This window comes from Labilibaculum sp. K2S, from assembly GCF_030372765.1.
GTDB lineage: Bacteria > Bacteroidota > Bacteroidia > Bacteroidales > Marinifilaceae > Labilibaculum.
This window is the reverse complement of the sequence record NZ_JAUCMW010000003.1, coordinates 122,974-142,271: the sequence shown is the minus strand read 5'-3', so window position 1 is coordinate 142,271 and position 19,298 is coordinate 122,974. Positions and strand designations below refer to the sequence as shown.

Here is a 19,298-nt window from a genome sequence, read left to right as displayed (position 1 = left end):
TTTTTTTTGTCATTCCTCCATTCGGATATCCGAAAAAAACTTTCACAACTTATGCCTCTTTACTATCGATGAAATAGTATTTCAATTAAAATTTTAAATTTGTTTAAATAAATAAGATTAAAAAACATGATTACATTTTTTAGCGCAATTTTGGCATTAGTACTTGGATACATTTTCTATGGTAGATTTATCGAACGATTTTTCGGTGCTGATGACACGATTAAAACTCCAGCTGTTAGACTGGAAGACGGTGTTGATTTTATACCCATGCCAACTTGGAAAATGTTTACCATTCAATTTCTAAACATTGCAGGTTTGGGCCCCATATTCGGAGCAATTTTAGGAGCCATGTATGGACCCATTGCATATATTTGGATTGTTTTAGGGTGTATATTTATAGGAGCCAGCCATGATTATTTTTCAGGTATGCTTTCCATTAGGAGCGAAGGAGCCAGTCTTCCTGAGATCGTTGGCAAATATTTAGGCACTGGCATTCAGAATTTTATAAGGATTTTCACAATCTTATTACTCTTATTTGTTGGTGTTGCTTTCGTGACCGGTCCTGCAGGATTACTTACTGATTTTACAGGAGGTGGTCTAAACTGGTGGCTTTATGGAATATTCGCATATTATCTTCTTGCAACTCTACTACCTATTAATAAAATTATCGGTAAAATTTATCCTCTTTTTGGATTCGCATTATTGCTCATGGCAGTAAGTATAGCCGGTATAATGATTTTCAAAAGTGCAACAGGAGCTTTAATTTTGAATGAAATATCATTTGGAGAACTAAAAAACCTTCATGTAAATCCCACACAGAATATTATATATCCAATGATGTTTATTGTAATTTCCTGTGGCGCCATTTCAGGATTTCATTCCACCCAATCGCCAATGATGGCCCGCTGTATGAAAAAAGAAAGTTTTGGGCGACCTGTATTTTATGGAGCGATGATTGCTGAGGGAATCGTAGCTATTATTTGGGCTACTGCCGCCATGAACTTCTTCGGTAATACCAGCGATTTAAATTCCACAATCTCTTCCGGCCACAACCCTGCTTGGATTGTTAATGAAATATGCAATACCTGGCTGGGAAAAACCGGAGCTATATTCGCAATTATTGGAGTAATTGCCTGCCCTATTACAACGGGTGACACTGCATTTCGAAGTGCCCGACTTACAATAGCTGATATCTTTAACTACAATCAAAAATCGATAAAAAACAGATTATTAGTATCGATACCGTTATTCGCTCTTGGGTTTATACTATCTCAACTTGAGTTTTCTACCATTTGGAAATATTTGGGTTTATCCAACCAAATTCTTTCTATGGTTATGTTATGGACAGCGGCTGTATATTTGGCTAAAAAAGGCAAAAATCATTTACCTCTAAGCATTCCTGCTCTATTTATGACTGCAATATGCTTTACTTATTTATTAGTTGCACCCAACAAAAATGGAGGACTTGCAATAGACTCACAATTGGGTATTCTATTAGGAATACTTATAGCAAGTGCAACATTTATTTGGTTCCTGATAAGTAACAAAAAAACATTCAAAAACCACAAGTAATATGATCGCATACCATAAATAATAACAAAACCGGAAAATAATAACTATTTCCCGATTCATATTTATATGCTTGATATTACGCTTGCCCCGTAGGGCCAAAACCCATAGGCATTACAGTACCTTGTGGTCCGTGGTTTTCTTCAATTTTTATCGCTCCATGAAGCGATTCAAATTTTCGAATGTTATCTTGTAAAGCAAGCATCAGTCTCTTTGCATGCTCTGGTGTAAGTATAATTCGAGATTTAACATCAGCTTTTGGAATTCCAGGCATGATTCTCACAAAATCCACAACAAATTCTGAACTGGAATGAGTTATTACAGCAAGGTTTGAATAAGTTCCCTGAGCAACATCTTCCTTCAATTGAATATCTATTTGGTTAGATTGTTTTTTATCGTTCATGATTGTTTTTTATAATTAAAAAATTTGTCTTCCTGCTAAATTATGAAAATATTCCCTATTCCGATTAAATAGCTAATAAAAAAGGGTGTTTTCAATTTGAAAACACCCTTTATATAACTTAGAGTAACTCTTAATATTCTCTTGACTTAGAATCTAACAGTTTTTCGTATTCAGCTTTTGCACCGACAACTATATCCCTGTACTCGCGTAAACCAGTACCAGCAGGAATAAGGTGACCACAAATAACATTCTCTTTCAAACCTTCAAGATTATCAATTTTACCGCTAATTGCAGCTTCATTAAGAACCTTAGTTGTTTCCTGGAAAGAAGCAGCTGAGATAAAACTCTTAGTCTGAAGAGCAGCTCGGGTAATACCTTGAAGAATTTGAGTAGAGGTTGCAGGAATTGCATCACGAGCGTCAACCAGTTTCAAGTCTCTTCTTCTCAATACTGAGTTTACATCTCTCAGTTTTCTAGAAGTAACAATCATTCCAGGTTTCAATTCTTCTGAATCACCCCCATCAACAACAACTTTCTTACCGAAAATTTCATCATTTTCTGCCATGATAGCCATCTTATCGATAATTTGTTTTTCCAGGAATCTTGTATCCCCTTGGTCATCGATAATTACCTTACGCATCATCTGACGAACGATAATTTCAAAGTGCTTGTCGTTAATCTTCACACCCTGCATACGGTATACATCCTGAACTTCATTCACGATATATTCCTGTACTTTGGTTGGTCCTTTAATCGCAAGAATATCAGCAGGAGTTGTTGCACCATCAGATAATGGAGTTCCAGCTCTTACATAATCGTTCTCCTGTACAAGAATTTGTCTTGAAAGTGGTACTAAATACTTTCTAACATCTTCTCCTTTAGTTGTAACGATAACTTCACGATTACCACGCTTAATTTTTCCGAAGCTAATCTCCCCGTCTACCTCTGAAACTACAGCAGGATTAGAAGGATTACGTGCCTCGAACAACTCAGTCACCCTTGGAAGTCCACCGGTGATATCACCAGCTTTACCAACAGCTCTTGGAATTTTCACCAATGACTGACCTGCCAAAACCATTTCACCTTCAGCTACAGAAACGTGAGCACCTACTGGTAAATTGTAAGATTTTAAAACATCACCTTTGGAATTTAAAATCTTAACCCCGGCATTTTTAGATTTATCTTTAGATTCTATTACCACTTTTTCAGCAAAACCTGTTGCCTCATCAGACTCCTGACTGAAAGTAATTCCTTCAATCAAATTATCAAATGAAACCTTTCCTGAAAATTCAGTAATGATCATTGCATTGTATGGATCCCATTCACAAAGAAGATCGTCTATCTTAACATCCTGACCATCTTTAATGTACAATTTAGACCCGTATGGTATTGCATGTGTTGTTAATGTAATATTGGTATTTCTATCAACAATACGTAATTCAGCCAAACGACCGATAACAACATCGTACTTTTTATTATCCTCAGTTTTGTGCTCAACGGTACGTAACTCATCAAACACAGCATAACCATTGTATTTAGATACAACAGAATTCTCTGCAGAAGTGTTACCTGCTGTACCCCCTACGTGGAAAGTACGAAGCGTAAGCTGTGTTCCCGGCTCTCCAATAGACTGAGCTGCAATAACACCAACAGCTTCTCCTTTTTGAACAGCTATACCAGTTGCCAGATTACGTCCATAACATTTTGCACATACTCCTCGTTTCGACTCACAAGTCAATACAGAACGAATCTCCACTTTTTCAATCGGAGAATTCTCAATTTGCTGGGCAATCTCTTCTGTTATTTCCTCACCTGCTTCAACAATCAATTGACCTGAAATAGGATGGAAAATATCATGTACAGTAGTTCTACCAAGCAATCTCTCAAACAATGAAGCTACAACCTCTTCCTGATTTTTAATTGCCGCAGTCGTAAGTCCACGTAAAGTACCACAATCCTGTTCGTTGATAATAACATCTTGTGCTACATCAACCAAACGACGGGTTAAGTATCCTGCATCAGCCGTTTTAAGAGCCGTATCCGCCAAACCTTTACGAGCACCGTGAGTTGAAATAAAGTACTCGAGAACTGACAAACCTTCCTTAAAGTTAGAAAGAATTGGATTTTCAATAATCTGACCTCCTGTAGCACCTGATTTTTGTGGTTTAGCCATCAATCCCCTCATACCACCAAGCTGACGAATCTGTTCTCTGGATCCACGAGCTCCTGAGTCAAGCATCATATAAACAGAGTTGAATCCCTGATTATCTTCAGCCAACTGAGTCATTAAAGTTTGAGTAAGGTTCGCATTAACATGCGTCCAAATATCAATAATCTGATTGTAACGCTCATTATTCGTAATGAAACCCATGTTGTAGTTACTCAACACCTCTTCCACCTGAGCATAACCATCAGCTACTAAAGCCTCTTTTTCTTCAGGTACCGTAACATCAGAAAGGTTAAACGATAATCCACCTTCAAAAGCTTTAAGATATCCCAGATCTTTAATATCATCAAGGAAGTTGGCACAAGCATGTACACCACATTTCTTGAAAATAAATCCAATAATATCTCTAAGTGCCTTTTTAGTAATCAATTGATTAATAAAACCTGCTCCAAGAGGAGTTGCTTCATTCAAAATGATTCTACCGATGGTTGTTTCAACTGTTGTATCAACCAATTCATCGTTCTCATTTAGATCTTTAACTTTTACTTTAATCTGACTGTGAAGATCAACTGCTTTCTCATTGTAAGCAATCATCGCTTCCTCTGCTGAGTAAAAACTTAAACCTTCTCCTTTACCACCTTTTCGGGCCTTGGTAATGTAATACAATCCAAGTACCATATCCTGAGAAGGAACGGTTACCGGAGCACCATTAGCAGGATTCAAAATATTGTGAGAACACAACATCAACATTTGGGCTTCCAAAATGGCTTCATTACCTAAAGGTAAATGTACCGCCATCTGGTCACCATCAAAATCCGCATTAAAACCAGTACATGCTAAAGGATGCAAACGAATTGCTTTTCCTTCAATCAACTTAGGTTGGAATGATTGAATACCCAAACGGTGAAGAGTAGGAGCACGGTTAAGAAGAACCGGATGTCCTTTTAGTACATTCTCAAGAATGTCCCAAACAACAGGATCTTTACGATCAACAATCTTCTTCGCCGACTTTACTGTTTTTACGATACCGCGTTCGATCAATTTTCGAATAACAAATGGCTTATAAAGCTCAGCCGCCATATCTTTAGGCAAACCACATTCGTGCATTTTCAAATCAGGTCCAACAACAATTACCGAACGTGCAGAGTAATCAACACGCTTACCCAACAAGTTTTGACGGAAACGACCTTGCTTACCTTTCAATGAATCTGAAAGTGATTTAAGCGGACGGTTGTTTTCTGTCTTAACTGCATTCGATTTACGGGAATTATCAAATAATGAATCAACAGCTTCCTGAAGCATACGCTTCTCATTTCGAAGAATTACTTCGGGTGCTTTGATTTCGATAAGTCTTTTTAAACGATTGTTACGGATGATAACTCTTCTGTACAAATCATTCAAATCGGAAGTTGCAAAACGTCCACCATCCAATGGAACCAAAGGACGTAATTCCGGTGGAATTACAGGAACAACCTTAACAATCATCCATTCAGGACGGTTTACTCCTTGTGATTCACGGAAAGACTCAGTAACCTGAAGTCTTTTTAAAGCTTCATTTTTACGCTGCTGAGAAGTTTCAGTATTTGCTTTATGACGCAAATCATATGATAGAGCGTCAAGATCCAAACGGGCTAAAAGGCTGAATAAAGCATTAGCACCCATTTGAGCGATGAATTTATTTGGATCATCATCATCAAGATGCTGCTGATCTGCAGGAAGTTCATCTATAATATCAAGATACTCCTCTTCTGTAAGGAAATCAAGGTATTTTATTCCGTCAGCCGCTTTAATTCCGGCATTAATTACTACATATCTTTCGTAGTAAATAATAGAATCAAGCTTTTTAGTAGGTAAACCTAAAAGGTAACCTATTTTATTTGGCAACGATTTAAAATACCAAATGTGGGCAACAGGTACGACTAATTGAATGTGTCCCATTCGTTCACGTCTAACCTTTTTCTCGGTTACCTCAACACCACATCGGTCACAAACAATTCCTCTGTATCGGATTCGTTTGTATTTACCACAATGGCACTCATAATCTTTTACAGGACCGAAAATTCTTTCACAGAATAATCCGTCGCGTTCTGGCTTATAAGTACGATAGTTGATGGTTTCAGGCTTTAAAACTTCACCACTGGATCTTTCTAAGATCTCTTCCGGTGAAGCGAGACTGATAGAGATTTTTGTAAAACTACTCTTTACTTTGTTATCTCTTCTGAATGCCATATGTTGAAAATTAGGAAATTAACAATTTTGTTTCAAGCAAGGCGAATGCCGGGAAACCCAACATTCGCTTTATAATAAGGCTTATACTAATTTAACGCTCAACCCTAAACCTCTTAGTTCATGTAATAATACATTAAGAGATTCCGGTATTCCAGGACTAGGCATTGGATCACCCTTAACAATAGCTTCGTAAGCTTTCGCTCTACCCACTACATCATCCGATTTAACGGTAAGGATTTCCTGTAAGATATGAGCCGCACCAAAGGCCTCAAGAGCCCAAACCTCCATCTCTCCAAAACGCTGACCACCAAACTGTGCCTTACCTCCTAGAGGTTGCTGAGTAATCAGTGAATAAGGTCCGATAGAACGTGCATGCATTTTATCATCAACCATGTGACCCAGTTTCAGCATGTAAATAACACCTACTGTTGCTGGCTGATCAAATCGAAGTCCGGTACCACCATCGTGTAAATAAGCTTTACCAAAGGCTGGAACTCCAGCTCTATCAGTATATTCAGTTATCTCATCCAGAGTTGCACCGTCAAAGATAGGAGTAGCAAATTTCAATCCCAGTTCTTTGCCAGCCCAACCAAGTACAGTTTCAAACACCTGACCAAGGTTCATACGAGATGGCACACCAAGTGGATTCAAACAAATATCTACCGTAGTTCCGTCTTCAAGGAAAGGCATATCTTCTTCACGCACTACACGTGATACGATACCTTTGTTACCATGTCGACCTGCCATTTTATCACCAATTTGGAGTTTACGCTTCTTAGCCACATAAACTTTAGCCATCTGAATAATGCCTGCTGGCATCTCATCTCCAATGGTAACATTATATTTCTTACGCTTATTAGCACCCTGAAGTTCTTTGTACTTAATGATGTAATTGTGCAGTAATTTTTTAATGGTATCGTTTTTATCTTTATCGGTAGTCCACTTACTAGGATTAATTTCCAAGTAGTTAATATCCGCTAAAAGCTTCTGAGTAAACTTAACTCCCTTAGTGATTACATCAACATTTAAGTAATCCTTAACCCCTTGAGATGTTTTTCCATTTACCAGAATAAACAATTTATCTACCAATCGAATCTTTAACTCGTGAATCTGATTAGCAAGTTCTTCATCCAATTTTGCAATTAAAGGCTTATCTGATTGCTTCGACTTGCGATCGCGCATTGAACGGGAGAACAACTTCTTGTTGATAATTACACCTCGCAATGAAGGTGAAGCTTTCAATGAAGCATCTTTTACATCACCAGCCTTATCACCAAAAATAGCACGAAGTAATTTTTCTTCCGGAGAAGGGTCAGACTCACCTTTTGGAGTAATCTTACCAATTAAGATATCTCCAGGCTCAACTGTGGCACCAATCCGAATTAGTCCATTCTCATCAAGATTTCGTGTTGCTTCTTCACTAACATTAGGAATATCAGAGGTTAACTCTTCCATACCACGTTTAGTATCACGAACTTCCAATGTGTATTCATCAACGTGAACCGAAGTAAATACATCATCCTTAACAATCCGTTCCGAAATAACAATCGCATCCTCATAGTTGTAACCTTTCCAAGGCATAAATGCCACTTTAAGATTACGCCCTAAAGCAAGTTCACCTAATTGAGTCGCATAGCCCTGAGTCAGAATCTGACCTGCAACAACTCTATCACCCTTAGCTACAATCGGCTTAAGATCCATTGTTGTACCCTGGTTAGTTTTGCCATATTTTGGAAGTAAATAAGTTTTACTATTTCCTTCAAAACTCACAAAAACCTCTTCTTCTGAACGCTCGTAATCAATTACAATTTTTGTTGCATCAACAAATTCAATTACTCCATCCCCTTCTGCACAGATCTGAGTTCTTGAATCTCTTACAAGATTCGCCTCCAAACCCGTTCCAACAATAGGTGATTCAGGACTAATAACCGGTACAGCCTGACGCATCATATTAGATCCCATCAAAGCACGGTTAGCATCATCATGCTCAAGGAATGGAATTAAAGAAGCCGCGATAGATGCAATTTGATTAGGAGCAACGTCCATCAAATTTAACTTATGAACTTCCTCAAAAGGGAAATCACCATCCATACGAGATTTTGCTTTTGCATTAACAAAAGATCCATCATCATTTATAGGTGCATTTGCCTGAGCAATTATTAACCCTTCTTCTTCTTCAGCCGATAAATAATTTATTCCCTCAAGAGATAAATCAACCTTTCCATCTACAACCTTACGGTATGGAGTTTCAATAAATCCAAGATTATTAATCTTTGCGTAAACACACAAAGACGAAATCAGACCAATATTTGGTCCCTCAGGAGTTTCAATAGGACATAAGCGCCCATAATGAGTATAGTGTACATCTCGAACCTCAAAACCTGCTCTTTCCCGGGAAAGACCACCTGGTCCAAGTGCTGACATTCTTCTTTTATGTGTTATCTCAGCCAAAGGATTCGTTTGATCCATGAATTGAGATAAAGCATTTGTTCCAAAAAAGGAATTAATTACAGAAGATAATGTTTTTGAATTAATCAAATCGATTGGAGTAAACACCTCATTGTCACGAACATTCATTCTTTCACGAATAGTACGGGCCATACGGGCTAAACCAACACCGAATTGAGTGTGGAGTTGTTCTCCAACAGTACGAACGCGACGATTACTAAGGTGATCAATATCATCAACATCAGTACGTGCATTCAATAGTTTTATCAAATACTTGATAATTTCAATAATATCCTCCTTGGTTAATACTTTAGTATCATTGGCCGTATTTAGGCCTAACTTTTTATTGATACGGTATCTACCAACGTCACCTAAATCATAACGCTTGTCAGAGAAAAATAATTTATCAATTACGTCTCGGGCTGTAGCCTCATCTGGTGGCTCAGAATTTCTTAACTGACGATAAATATGAAGAACTGCTTCTTTTTCAGAGTTACAAGGATCTTTCTGCAAAGTATTATAGATAATTGCATAATCAGCAAGATTTTGCTCCTCTTTATGCAATAAAATAGTCTTTGCTCCTGACTCAAGAATTTCTTCTATATGTTCTGGTTCAAGTATGGTCTCACGATCTATAATTACCTCGTTACGTTCAATAGATACAACCTCTCCAGTATCTTCATCCACAAAGTCTTCAATCCACGACTTAAGAACACGGGCGGCAAGTTTACGACCTACAATTTTTTTGAGTCCGCTTTTAGAAACTTTAATTTCATCAGCCAGATCAAAAATTTCTAAAATTTCTTTATCACTTTCATAACCAATTGCACGTAATAATGTAGTTACAGGAAGTTTTTTCTTACGATCTATGTAAGCAAACATCACATTATTAATGTCTGTTGCAAACTCAATCCAAGAACCTTTAAATGGAATAATTCTGGCAGAATATAACTTGGTTCCGTTAGCGTGTACACTTTGTCCAAAGAACACACCAGGTGAACGATGAAGTTGAGAGACAACAACACGTTCTGCTCCGTTTACTACGAAAGTACCTTTTTCCGTCATATAAGGAACTGTTCCAAGATATACATCCTGAATCACAGTATCAAAATCCTCATGTTCTGGATCGGTACAGTAAAGTTTTAGCTTTGCTTTAAGTGGAACACTATAAGTTAAGCCTCTTTCGATACATTCTTCGATTGCGTAGCGGGGTGGATCAACAAAATAGTCGAGAAACTCCAATACGAAATTATTTCTAGTATCAGTAATTGGGAAATTCTCACTAAATACCTTAAATAATCCTTCGTTCTTTCTTTTCTCCGGGGTAGTTTCCAGCTGAAAAAAGTCTTGAAAAGATTTTAATTGAACCTCTAAAAAATCAGGATATGCAAGCTGATTTTTATTTGAAGTAAAACTAATTCTTTGACTAATTGTATTTGAAGACATTTACTTAAAATTAATTGAACCTAAACGATAATAAACAACAAAAAGGCTTAGAGTCCCGGTTAGGAACTCTAAACCAAAATAACCCTATATATAGGTTTTAGCGCTTCTATTTAAGTTCAACTTCAGCTCCAGCTTCTTCTAATTGTGCTTTTAGTGCTTCAGCTTCTTCCTTAGAAACTTTTTCTTTCAATGGAGCTGGTGCAGCATCAACTGCAGCCTTAGCTTCTTTCAATCCAAGACCAGTTAATTCCTTAACCAATTTCACAACAGCTAGTTTAGAACCACCTGCTGATTTAAGAATTACATCGAATTCAGTTTGTTCAGCAGCAGCCTCAGCACCACCTGCAGCAGGACCTGCAACAACAGCAGCAGCAGCAGCTGGCTCAATTCCGTACTCATCTTTCAAAATAGTAGCTAACTCACTTACTTCCTTAACAGTCAAATTAACTAATTCTTCTGCAAACTTTTTTAAATCTGCCATTTTCCTTCAGTTTTTAAAATTTAATTTACTAAATATATTACTCTTTTTCTGAAAGTGTTTTCACAACACCAGCTAGGATATTCTTTCCTGATTCCAAGGAAGAAATAACATTCTTGATTGGGGATTGAAGCAATGCAACGATATCACCAATAAGTTCTTCTTTAGATTTGATTGAACAAAGAGCATTCAACTCATTGTCTCCAATATAAAGCGATTCTTCAACAAATGCCGCTTTCAGGATAGGTTTATCATGTCCCTTACGGAACTCTTTGATAAGCTTTGCAGGTAAATTTCCAGTTTCCGCCAACATAAGAGAAGTAGATCCCTTAAGTGCAACATTTAAACCTTCAAAATCACCTTCTGCTTTTTCCAAAGCAATTCGAAGAAGTGTATTCTTCACTACAACCAATTTTACTTCTTTTTCAAAACAAATTCTACGAAGAGAAGATGTTTTTTCTGCACTCATTCCTGAGATGTCAGTAAGATAAAAATGGTTTGAAGCGTTGATTTCCTCCGTCAAGCTATCAATAATCTGAATTTTTTGTTCCCTTTTCATGATTACTAAGGTCTTGATTAAAAATTAAAATTAGTCAAGAATAGACTTGACATCCACCTGAATACCAAGGCTCATTGTACTTGACAGGTATACACTCTTGATATAAGTTCCTTTAGCTGCAGAAGGCTTCAATTTATTGATCATGCCAACAAATTCTTTAGCATTCTCATGAATTCTGTCTACATCGAAAGATACTTTACCAATGGATGAGTGAATAATACCATATTTATCGACCTTAAAATCAATCTTTCCAGCTTTCACTTCGGTAACTGCCTTAGCAATATCCATTGTTACAGTACCAGATTTAGGATTTGGCATTAAACCACGTGGTCCTAAAACTCGTCCTAAAGCACCAACTTTTGCCATAACAGTTGGCATGGTGATGATAACATCTATGTCAGTCCATCCTCCTTTGATCTTGGCAACATAATCGTCAAGGCCAACATGGTCAGCACCTGCAGCTCTCGCTTCTTCTTCCTTATCAGGAGTACAAAGAACCAGAACACGAACATTTTTACCAGTACCATGAGGAAGGGTAACAACACCACGAACCATTTGGTTAGCTTTTCTTGGGTCAACTCCTAAGCGAACATCCATATCCATTGAGGCGTCAAATTTGGTGAAAGTAATCTCCTTAACCAACTTTGCTGCTTCGTCGATAGAATATAGCTTACCAGTCTCCACTTTCTCTGAAGCTAACTTACTATTTTTTGTTAGTTTACCCATTTTACTTGCAGTATTTATAATTATTGATTAAGAGGATTATCACCACTAATAGTGACACCCATACTTCTTGCTGTTCCAGCAACCATACTCATGGCGCTTTCTAATTTAAAAGCATTCAAATCTTTCATCTTTCCTTCTGCAATCTCGCGAACTTGATCCCAGGAAATAGAACCAACCTTAATACGGTTTGATTCAGCAGAACCAGATTTTAATTTAGCAGCTTCTAGAATTTGAACAGCAACGGGAGGAGTTTTCGTAATAAATTCGAAAGAACTATCAGAATAAACTGTAATCACAACTGGAATTACTTTCCCTGCCTGATCTTGAGTTCTTGCATTGAATTGTTTACAAAAATCCATAATATTAACCCCTTTAGACCCTAATGCCGGTCCAACTGGGGGTGAAGGATTTGCAGCACCACCTTTGATCTGCAATTTTATTAATCCTGCAACTTCTTTAGCCATAGCTTTCTTTTCTAAGGATTTAATTATTCTTTTTCTACTTGCATGAAACTTAATTCAAGAGGGGTCTTTCTTCCGAAGATCTTAACCATAACTTTTAGTTTCTTCTTCTCAGCATTCACCTCTTCAATCACACCAGTAAAACCATTAAACGGTCCATCCGTTACCTTAATCATTTCTCCAACAAAATAAGGAATATTAATCTCCTCATGTTTACCGGATAATTCATCAACCTTTCCAAGAATGCGGTTCACTTCTGACATTCGCATTGGTGTTGGGTCGCCGCCTTTAGTATCCCCCAGGAAGCCAATCACATTCGTGATACCACGAAGAATGTGGGGAATTTCGCCAACGAGTGCTACTTCAATAAGAATATAACCAGGTAAGAATATTCTTTCCTTGCTAATTTTCTTACCGTTGCGCACTTGAAATACTCTTTCGGTAGGAATTAGAACCTGTGATACATACTCCTGCAGACCTAGATTAGAAATTTCACTATCAATATATTCTTTGACTTTCTTCTCTTTTCCTCCGACAGTCCTAAGAACATACCATTTTCTATCAATTTCAACCATGTTTTCTTTCAGGAATTAGTAAAACATACTGTATATAATATCCATCAAATTTTTGAACCCAAAGTCCATAGCGAAAATCGCTGTTGCAATAATAGCGGAAGCAACCATTACAACGATCGCACTACTTTGAAGTTCAGACCATGATGGCCAAGATACTTTCTGAACCAGTTCTTTATAAACTTCTTCAAAATAAATTTTTAGTCTCATAAGGCTTGTTTGTCTTTGCACGGGTGGAGAGACTCGAACTCCCGACACCTGGTTTTGGAGACCAGTGCTCTACCAACTGAGCTACACCCGTCTATATTAAGATTGATCCGGAAAAACCAGACCAATCTCTATATATTTAATTACTCAACAATTTCAGTAATCTGACCAGCACCTACAGTTCTACCACCTTCACGCATAGCAAAACGTAAACCTATAGAACAAGCAACTGGAGTGATTAATTCAACATTAATAGTAACGTTATCACCTGGCATTACCATTTCAACTCCTTCTGGAAGAGTGATCTCACCAGTTACATCAAGAGTTCTGATATAGAACTGAGGACGATATTTATTATGGAATGGAGTGTGACGACCACCTTCTTCTTTCTTCAACACATAAATCTCAGCTTTGATTTTTGTATGAGGAGTAATAGTTTTAGGATGACAAATAACCATACCACGTTTGATAGCAGACTTTTCAATACCTCTCAACAACAATCCTACATTATCTCCAGCTTGACCTTCATCCAAAATCTTACGGAACATCTCAACCCCAGTACAAACTGTTTTCATACCTTCAGCACCTAAACCAATAATCTGAAGTTCTTCACCAGTTTTAACAATACCAGTTTCGATACGTCCTGTAGCAACAGTACCACGACCTGTGATAGAGAACACATCCTCGATAGGCATCAAGAAAGGCTTATCTACATCACGAGGAGGAAGTGGAATCCATGAATCAACGGCAGCCATAAGCTCAAGAATTTTTTCTTCCCATTCTGGCTCACCATTCAATCCACCTAAAGCAGATCCAGCAATGATAGGAGTATTATCTCCATCAAACTCGTAAAAATCCAAAAGTTCACGAACTTCCATCTCTACTAACTCTAGCATCTCTTCATCGTCAACCATGTCAACTTTGTTCAAGAAAACAACCATTTTAGGTACATTTACCTGACGAGCCAACAAGATATGCTCACGAGTTTGAGGCATAGGACCATCAGTTGCAGCACAAACCAAAATAGCACCATCCATCTGAGCAGCACCAGTTACCATATTCTTTACGTAATCCGCGTGACCAGGACAGTCAACGTGAGCGTAATGACGATTCTCAGTTGAATATTCAACGTGAGCAGTATTAATAGTAATACCTCTTTCTTTTTCTTCAGGTGCGTTATCGATAGAATCGAAAGACTTTATTTCGCAATATCCTTTTTTTGCTAACACAGTTGTGATCGCTGCAGTCAAGGTTGTTTTACCGTGATCTACGTGACCAATGGTACCGATATTTACGTGTGGTTTTGACCTGTCAAAATGTTCTTTAGCCATAACTCAAAAAGTTAATTAAAATTAGACAACAATTAAAAACAATACAATATATTTCTGAGCCATTGATGAGAATTGAACTCATGACCTCTTCCTTACCAAGGAAGCGCTCTACCCCTGAGCTACAACGGCAATCACAAAAATGTGAGCGGGAAACGAGACTCAAACTCGCGACCCTCAGCTTGGAAGGCTGATGCTCTATCAACTGAGCTATTCCCGCAAAAAAGAAACATTTCTGTTTCTCCTATAATTTTGTGGGGAGAGCAGGATTCGAACCTACGAAGACGATGTCAGCGGAGTTACAGTCCGCCCCAGTTGGCCACTTTGGTATCTCCCCAAAAAAAATTACCGAGCCGATAGAGGGATTCGAACCCACGACCTGCTGATTACAAATCAGCTGCTCTGACCAACTGAGCTACATCGGCAACTTACAAACCACCTATTTAACAGGCATACTTTTCCCTGAAAATGGTTTGCAAATGTAAAAATATTTTAAATTTATCACAAGCTAATCGAACATTTTTTACGATTATTTTGCGCGAAGTTTTTCTTTGTGTTTCACAAGCTGACGACGAAGAGCTTCAACCACCATATCTGTAGACTCTTCAAAGCTTTGACTTTGCTTTTTGGCAAACAAATCAACACCTTTCAAATCCAAAATAATTTCCACTACTTTATTTTCTGCAGTATCGGACTTCTCCAAACGAAGAAAAACCTCACCCCCTACAACATCATCATCAAGTTTCAACAATTTATCCAATTTACTCTGAATAAAAGTTTCAAGCTTATTGTCAGCAACAAAACCAATTGATTGAATATTTATCATGCTAATACCTCCACATTTATTATGCTCTTGGATGAGCTTGTTTATATACTTTATTTAAACGCTCGAATGTAGTATGAGTATAAATTTGGGTTGCAGAAAGATTGGAATGACCAAGCAATTCTTTAACCGCATTCAATTCAGCTCCGTTATTTAGCAAATGTGTAGCGAACGTATGCCGCAACACATGAGGACTTCGCTTGGCAAGCGTTGTAATCTTTGACAAATGTTTTGTCACAATTCGATACAACAACTTTTCATATACAGGCACCCCCTTTTTAGTTACAAAAAGAAAATCACTCCTCTCTTCAAAAGTTCTGTTTCTTTCTTCAAGATATTCATCAAGAAGTTTTTCCAGACCTTTGCTTACCGGAATGATCCTTTCCTTATTTCGTTTACCTAAGACCTTCACCAAAGAGGTTTTACGATCAAAACTCGTCATTTTAAGATTCATCAACTCAGACAATCGCATGCCTGTCTGATAAAACATTTCAACAACTAATCTATCCCTAACCCCTTCAAACCCTTCACCAAATTCAACTTCTCGCAACAACTGCATTGCATGTTCAGCAACAAAACCAGGAAGTTTTTTTCCTTGCCGTGGCCCAACAACCCGATCCATAGGATTGGTGTCAACAACAGATTCCCGCAATAAGAATTTAAAAAAGGATTTCAAAGAAGACAATTTCCTATTTACTGTTCGTGAAGAGTTACCTTCATTCATTAAAAAAACGATCCATTTCCGCACACTTTTAAAATCCACATCTTTAACTTCCTCAACTTCATTTTTCGACATAAAATCAAAAAACTGAGTCAAATCGCAGTCGTAAGATAGAATAGTATGTACCGAATATCGTTTTTCGAATTGTAAATAAGACAGAAAAGATTCCTTATAACTCATACATCCAGGATATTTACCCAACAGGATAATCCAAGATACAAAAAATTAAGATATCAAGGAATAAAAAGAAATTAATCTTCGTTCTGCTGCATGTTCTGAACGTAGATAGCATGTAGCTTTTCTACTCTTTTTTTCACAGAAGGTTTTGTATAAACCTGTCTTCCTCTTAGTTCTTTGATTACTCCAGTCTTTTCGAATTTTCTTTTGAATTTTTTCAAGGCTCTTTCAATATTTTCGCCTTCTTTCATAGGAATAATAATCATAATTTTCTCCTTTAAATATTAATTTTTCTTACTGAGCCGCAAATTTATCAATTCATTCACTATAATTCAAATATATTCGAAGAAAAGTACACAAATTTACTTCAAATAAAGAAATTACAGTCCTAAGCGGGAGCACAAAGATAGCAAATAACCAATGCTTCCTCCACTTACAGGCAATTTTCTAGTTTAATTCCAAATAAGGAACCAATTTTAAAAATATTGAATCAGGGACTAATTTATGAGTTTGTAATTGACTAACAGAGGTGAAATTGCCATTTCGCTCCCGATAACGGATAATATCTTTTGCAATTCGTTGATTGATATAAGGATGTTTTCTTAATCGCAGTGCATCAAAAGAATTTATTATTAGCTTTCTGATAGAAATGGAATCGACACAAATACTGGATTCGATTCGAATCAATTTTTCTTCTGAAATACCATAAACCTCGAGCAATTGATCTTTCGAAGCAAATCCTCCCAACAAATCCCGATACTTAACAATTCGTGCCGAAAGTACCGATCCAATTCCCGGCAGTTGCTTTAGCTGGGTCGTATCAGAGCTATTTAGTTGGACAAGTATTTTTTGCAAAGACATTTCGCTATTAGCTTTAACAACGATCTTCACATAAGGCAGAAGCTCCGCAAGTTTAACAGAATCAAAATCATAAATCTTTTTTAAATCTGTCGCCTGCCTAAAACACCCTCCGGCAGCAAGATAATTTTTAATCCGAATGCTTGTCCTTTTATCAACACCTAAGCGATTCCATTCCTTCAAGGATATTACATTTGGATCAAAAGAAAATAGGTGGTATTCTTTCTTTGTTCTTACCCGACTCTCTTTTTTACTATTTTCATCAACAGAAATACGAATGTAATCGTTTACTATCTCAAGGTCGGATTGAGTGATGCCATAGATTTTAAGAAGATCGGTTTTCGCCTTAAACCTTCCACCTTTGTTTCTAAACTTTATTAAGTTATTGGTTTGAAAAGGGGTAAAACCAAGATTGATCAGTTCTTCTTTACTCGTTTTATTGGGATCAAAGAAATCTAAATTCGTAAAAAGAGTTTGCTCCTTCTTATGGATCTCTTTATTTTCGATCGAAGAAATGAGACTGTCAATTTGAATCTGTTTTTTTTGATCAATTACAAATTCAGATACTTCCCCAGGCTGAAAAACCAAGGGTAAAAAATACATTATAACCAACAAAACCACCAGAACCAATAAACCATTTTTCTCTGATGTTGAATAGGAAAAATACTCTCTAACTATGTGCTTAAAATTCATTCTTATTGAAATGTGCAATGATCAACTCAACTAACACTTAACAATATTAATAAATTATGACAATTATCCAAAATTAAATACTCCTAATCCATGCAGGAAAACAATTGCGATAGCACCAGGAGCTATAAACTTCACCAAAAATATAAATGCCGCAACTAACCAATTTACAGTACGTGCCCCTTTCGCGAACTCTTTTTCCATTTTCTTTCTTCCCAAATACCATCCTACAAACAAGGAGATAAATAAGCCTTCAAGCGGAAGAAGTATATTCGCAGAAATCCAATCCAACAAATCAAAAAAGTTCAAGCCAAACATTGTGTACTCTTTTAACATCCCCATCGACAAGGAGCAAAACACTCCAATAAAGGAGATCATTACGGTTGCCAAAATGGTTGAGAAGTTCCGTTTCAAATTTAATTCTTCCCGAAAATACGCTACCACAACTTCGAGTATAGATATTGACGATGTTAAGGCCGCAACCGTTAAGAGTAAAAAGAATAAAATTGAAAAGAAAAAACCACCTGGCATTTGTTGAAAAACATTGGGTAGGGTAATAAACACAAGGCCTGGACCACTGTTAGGCTCAATTCCAAATGCAAAAACTGCAGGGAAAATAGCTATTCCTGCCAATATTGCAATCACAGTATCAGCAATAGTGACCTGAAGAGCTGTAACAGCAATATTATTCTTATTATCAATGTAGGAGCCATAAGTTACCAGCGTTCCCATCCCCAAACTCAAAGAAAAAAAAGCATGTCCTAAAGCACTCAATATTCCATCAGCTGTTAATTTTGAGAAATCAGGGTTAAAAAGAAACTTTAACCCTTCTGAAGCCCCCTCAAGGGTCACTGACCTAACACATAGCACAATGATTATTACAACGAGTAAGGGCATTAAAAACTTTGCGTATTTTTCTATTCCATCTTTTACCCCAATAATAACAATCGCCATTGTCATTACCATAAATAAAAGCTGATATAAAATTGGCGATACAGGGCTCTCAATAAAATTCACAAACATCGACTCCATCTCATCCGGACTCTTAGCCACAAAACTACCCGCAAATGCTTTAACAATATAATCAATGCTCCAACCTGCAACAACACCATAAAACGCTAAAATCATGACCGCCGCAGCAACACCAAGCATTCCTACAAATTTCCATGGAGAATTTGGAGCTAAATACTTAAAGGCTCCAAAAACATTCCGTCTGGATTTTCGTCCAATTGCCAACTCTGAAAGCATTACAGGCAATCCAATAAGAGCTATAAATCCTAAATACACAAATAAAAATGCAGCTCCGCCATACACTCCCGTGATATATGGAAACTTCCAGATATTTCCCAAACCGACAGCAGAACCTGCAGCGGCTGCAATTACACCAAACTTGCTTGAAAACACATCGCGTGAAGAGAGCTTATCTTTATTCATTT

16 protein-coding genes and 5 tRNA genes are annotated in these 19,298 nt (G+C 37.2%); 1 reads left to right on the top strand and 20 read right to left on the bottom strand.

Going from position 1 to position 19,298, the window contains the following annotated elements:
* Positions 1–126: 126 nt before the first annotated feature.
* Complete coding sequence (locus QUH73_RS06285) at positions 127–1,572, top strand: carbon starvation CstA family protein (RefSeq protein ID WP_289529588.1); 1,446 nt, start codon at positions 127–129, stop codon at positions 1,570–1,572.
* Between the two features lie 76 nt (positions 1,573–1,648).
* On the opposite strand, the gene QUH73_RS06280 is transcribed toward QUH73_RS06285, so the two are convergent.
* The 20 genes from QUH73_RS06280 to QUH73_RS06185 form a co-directional block, all read right to left on the bottom strand.
* Positions 1,649–1,972, bottom strand: a complete 324-nt coding sequence (locus QUH73_RS06280) for a DUF3467 domain-containing protein (RefSeq protein ID WP_289529587.1) — start codon at positions 1,970–1,972, stop codon at positions 1,649–1,651.
* A gap of 130 nt (positions 1,973–2,102) precedes the next feature.
* Positions 2,103–6,368 (bottom strand): DNA-directed RNA polymerase subunit beta', encoded by a 4,266-nt coding sequence (rpoC, locus tag QUH73_RS06275; protein WP_289529586.1) that lies wholly within the window; start codon positions 6,366–6,368, stop codon positions 2,103–2,105.
* An 81-nt stretch (positions 6,369–6,449) separates the two neighbouring features.
* Positions 6,450–10,262 (bottom strand): DNA-directed RNA polymerase subunit beta, encoded by a 3,813-nt coding sequence (rpoB, locus tag QUH73_RS06270; RefSeq protein ID WP_289529585.1) that lies wholly within the window; start codon positions 10,260–10,262, stop codon positions 6,450–6,452.
* A 106-nt stretch (positions 10,263–10,368) separates the two neighbouring features.
* Complete coding sequence (rplL, locus tag QUH73_RS06265) at positions 10,369–10,743, bottom strand: 50S ribosomal protein L7/L12 (protein WP_289529584.1); 375 nt, start codon at positions 10,741–10,743, stop codon at positions 10,369–10,371.
* A 37-nt stretch (positions 10,744–10,780) separates the two neighbouring features.
* Complete coding sequence (gene rplJ, locus QUH73_RS06260) at positions 10,781–11,299, bottom strand: 50S ribosomal protein L10 (RefSeq protein ID WP_101308770.1); 519 nt, start codon at positions 11,297–11,299, stop codon at positions 10,781–10,783.
* 30 nt (positions 11,300–11,329) lie between these two features.
* On the bottom strand, positions 11,330–12,025 hold the full coding sequence (gene rplA / locus QUH73_RS06255; RefSeq protein ID WP_124991242.1) for a 50S ribosomal protein L1: 696 nt from the start codon (positions 12,023–12,025) through the stop codon (positions 11,330–11,332).
* A gap of 20 nt (positions 12,026–12,045) precedes the next feature.
* Entirely contained in the window at positions 12,046–12,489 is a 444-nt protein-coding gene (gene rplK / locus QUH73_RS06250) for a 50S ribosomal protein L11 (RefSeq protein WP_289529583.1), read from the bottom strand.
* A gap of 23 nt (positions 12,490–12,512) precedes the next feature.
* The gene (nusG, locus tag QUH73_RS06245) at positions 12,513–13,061 is read right to left on the bottom strand and encodes a transcription termination/antitermination protein NusG (RefSeq protein WP_289529582.1); all 549 of its coding nucleotides are present in this window, start codon (positions 13,059–13,061) and stop codon (positions 12,513–12,515) included.
* A 15-nt stretch (positions 13,062–13,076) separates the two neighbouring features.
* Positions 13,077–13,268 carry a preprotein translocase subunit SecE gene (secE, locus tag QUH73_RS06240; protein WP_289529581.1) on the bottom strand — a complete coding sequence of 64 codons (192 nt, stop codon included), beginning with the start codon at positions 13,266–13,268 and terminating at the stop codon, positions 13,077–13,079.
* Positions 13,269–13,286: 18 nt separating this feature from the next.
* A tRNA-Trp gene (locus tag QUH73_RS06235) sits at positions 13,287–13,359 on the bottom strand.
* Positions 13,360–13,408: 49 nt separating this feature from the next.
* Positions 13,409–14,596, bottom strand: coding sequence for an elongation factor Tu (gene tuf, locus QUH73_RS06230; protein WP_289529580.1), 1,188 nt, complete (start codon positions 14,594–14,596; stop codon positions 13,409–13,411).
* Positions 14,597–14,653: 57 nt separating this feature from the next.
* Positions 14,654–14,725 (bottom strand) — tRNA-Thr (locus QUH73_RS06225).
* Positions 14,726–14,740: 15 nt separating this feature from the next.
* A tRNA-Gly gene (locus QUH73_RS06220) sits at positions 14,741–14,813 on the bottom strand.
* Between the two features lie 35 nt (positions 14,814–14,848).
* Positions 14,849–14,930, bottom strand: a tRNA-Tyr gene (locus tag QUH73_RS06215).
* Between the two features lie 14 nt (positions 14,931–14,944).
* Positions 14,945–15,018 (bottom strand) — tRNA-Thr (locus tag QUH73_RS06210).
* A gap of 104 nt (positions 15,019–15,122) precedes the next feature.
* Positions 15,123–15,419, bottom strand: a complete 297-nt coding sequence (gene hpf / locus QUH73_RS06205; protein WP_289529579.1) for a ribosome hibernation-promoting factor, HPF/YfiA family — start codon at positions 15,417–15,419, stop codon at positions 15,123–15,125.
* A 19-nt stretch (positions 15,420–15,438) separates the two neighbouring features.
* Positions 15,439–16,317 carry a tyrosine-type recombinase/integrase gene (locus tag QUH73_RS06200; protein ID WP_289529578.1) on the bottom strand — a complete coding sequence of 293 codons (879 nt, stop codon included), beginning with the start codon at positions 16,315–16,317 and terminating at the stop codon, positions 15,439–15,441.
* A 71-nt stretch (positions 16,318–16,388) separates the two neighbouring features.
* A complete protein-coding gene (gene rpsU / locus QUH73_RS06195) occupies positions 16,389–16,580 on the bottom strand; it encodes a 30S ribosomal protein S21 (protein ID WP_101263213.1) in 192 nt (63 codons plus the stop codon).
* Between the two features lie 181 nt (positions 16,581–16,761).
* The gene (locus tag QUH73_RS06190) at positions 16,762–17,865 is read right to left on the bottom strand and encodes a helix-hairpin-helix domain-containing protein (RefSeq protein ID WP_289529577.1); all 1,104 of its coding nucleotides are present in this window, start codon (positions 17,863–17,865) and stop codon (positions 16,762–16,764) included.
* A gap of 63 nt (positions 17,866–17,928) precedes the next feature.
* Positions 17,929–19,296 (bottom strand): sodium-dependent transporter, encoded by a 1,368-nt coding sequence (locus QUH73_RS06185; protein WP_289529576.1) that lies wholly within the window; start codon positions 19,294–19,296, stop codon positions 17,929–17,931.
* Between the last annotated feature and the right edge of the window lie 2 nt (positions 19,297–19,298).

Coding starts and splice junctions, on each gene's coding strand:
- tuf (WP_289529580.1), bottom strand. CDS start 14,596: ATGGCTAAAGAACATTTTGACAGGTCAAAACCACACGTAAATATCGGT.
- rpoC (WP_289529586.1), bottom strand. CDS start 6,368: ATGGCATTCAGAAGAGATAACAAAGTAAAGAGTAGTTTTACAAAAATC.
- QUH73_RS06185 (WP_289529576.1), bottom strand. CDS start 19,296: ATGAATAAAGATAAGCTCTCTTCACGCGATGTGTTTTCAAGCAAGTTT.
- QUH73_RS06190 (WP_289529577.1), bottom strand. CDS start 17,865: ATGAATTTTAAGCACATAGTTAGAGAGTATTTTTCCTATTCAACATCA.
- QUH73_RS06285 (WP_289529588.1), top strand. CDS start 127: ATGATTACATTTTTTAGCGCAATTTTGGCATTAGTACTTGGATACATT.
- rpoB (WP_289529585.1), bottom strand. CDS start 10,262: ATGTCTTCAAATACAATTAGTCAAAGAATTAGTTTTACTTCAAATAAA.
- nusG (WP_289529582.1), bottom strand. CDS start 13,061: ATGGTTGAAATTGATAGAAAATGGTATGTTCTTAGGACTGTCGGAGGA.
- hpf (WP_289529579.1), bottom strand. CDS start 15,419: ATGATAAATATTCAATCAATTGGTTTTGTTGCTGACAATAAGCTTGAA.
- rplA (WP_124991242.1), bottom strand. CDS start 12,025: ATGGGTAAACTAACAAAAAATAGTAAGTTAGCTTCAGAGAAAGTGGAG.
- rplL (WP_289529584.1), bottom strand. CDS start 10,743: ATGGCAGATTTAAAAAAGTTTGCAGAAGAATTAGTTAATTTGACTGTT.
- rpsU (WP_101263213.1), bottom strand. CDS start 16,580: ATGATTATTATTCCTATGAAAGAAGGCGAAAATATTGAAAGAGCCTTG.
- rplK (WP_289529583.1), bottom strand. CDS start 12,489: ATGGCTAAAGAAGTTGCAGGATTAATAAAATTGCAGATCAAAGGTGGT.
- QUH73_RS06200 (WP_289529578.1), bottom strand. CDS start 16,317: ATGAGTTATAAGGAATCTTTTCTGTCTTATTTACAATTCGAAAAACGA.
- rplJ (WP_101308770.1), bottom strand. CDS start 11,299: ATGAAAAGGGAACAAAAAATTCAGATTATTGATAGCTTGACGGAGGAA.
- QUH73_RS06280 (WP_289529587.1), bottom strand. CDS start 1,972: ATGAACGATAAAAAACAATCTAACCAAATAGATATTCAATTGAAGGAA.
- secE (WP_289529581.1), bottom strand. CDS start 13,268: ATGAGACTAAAAATTTATTTTGAAGAAGTTTATAAAGAACTGGTTCAG.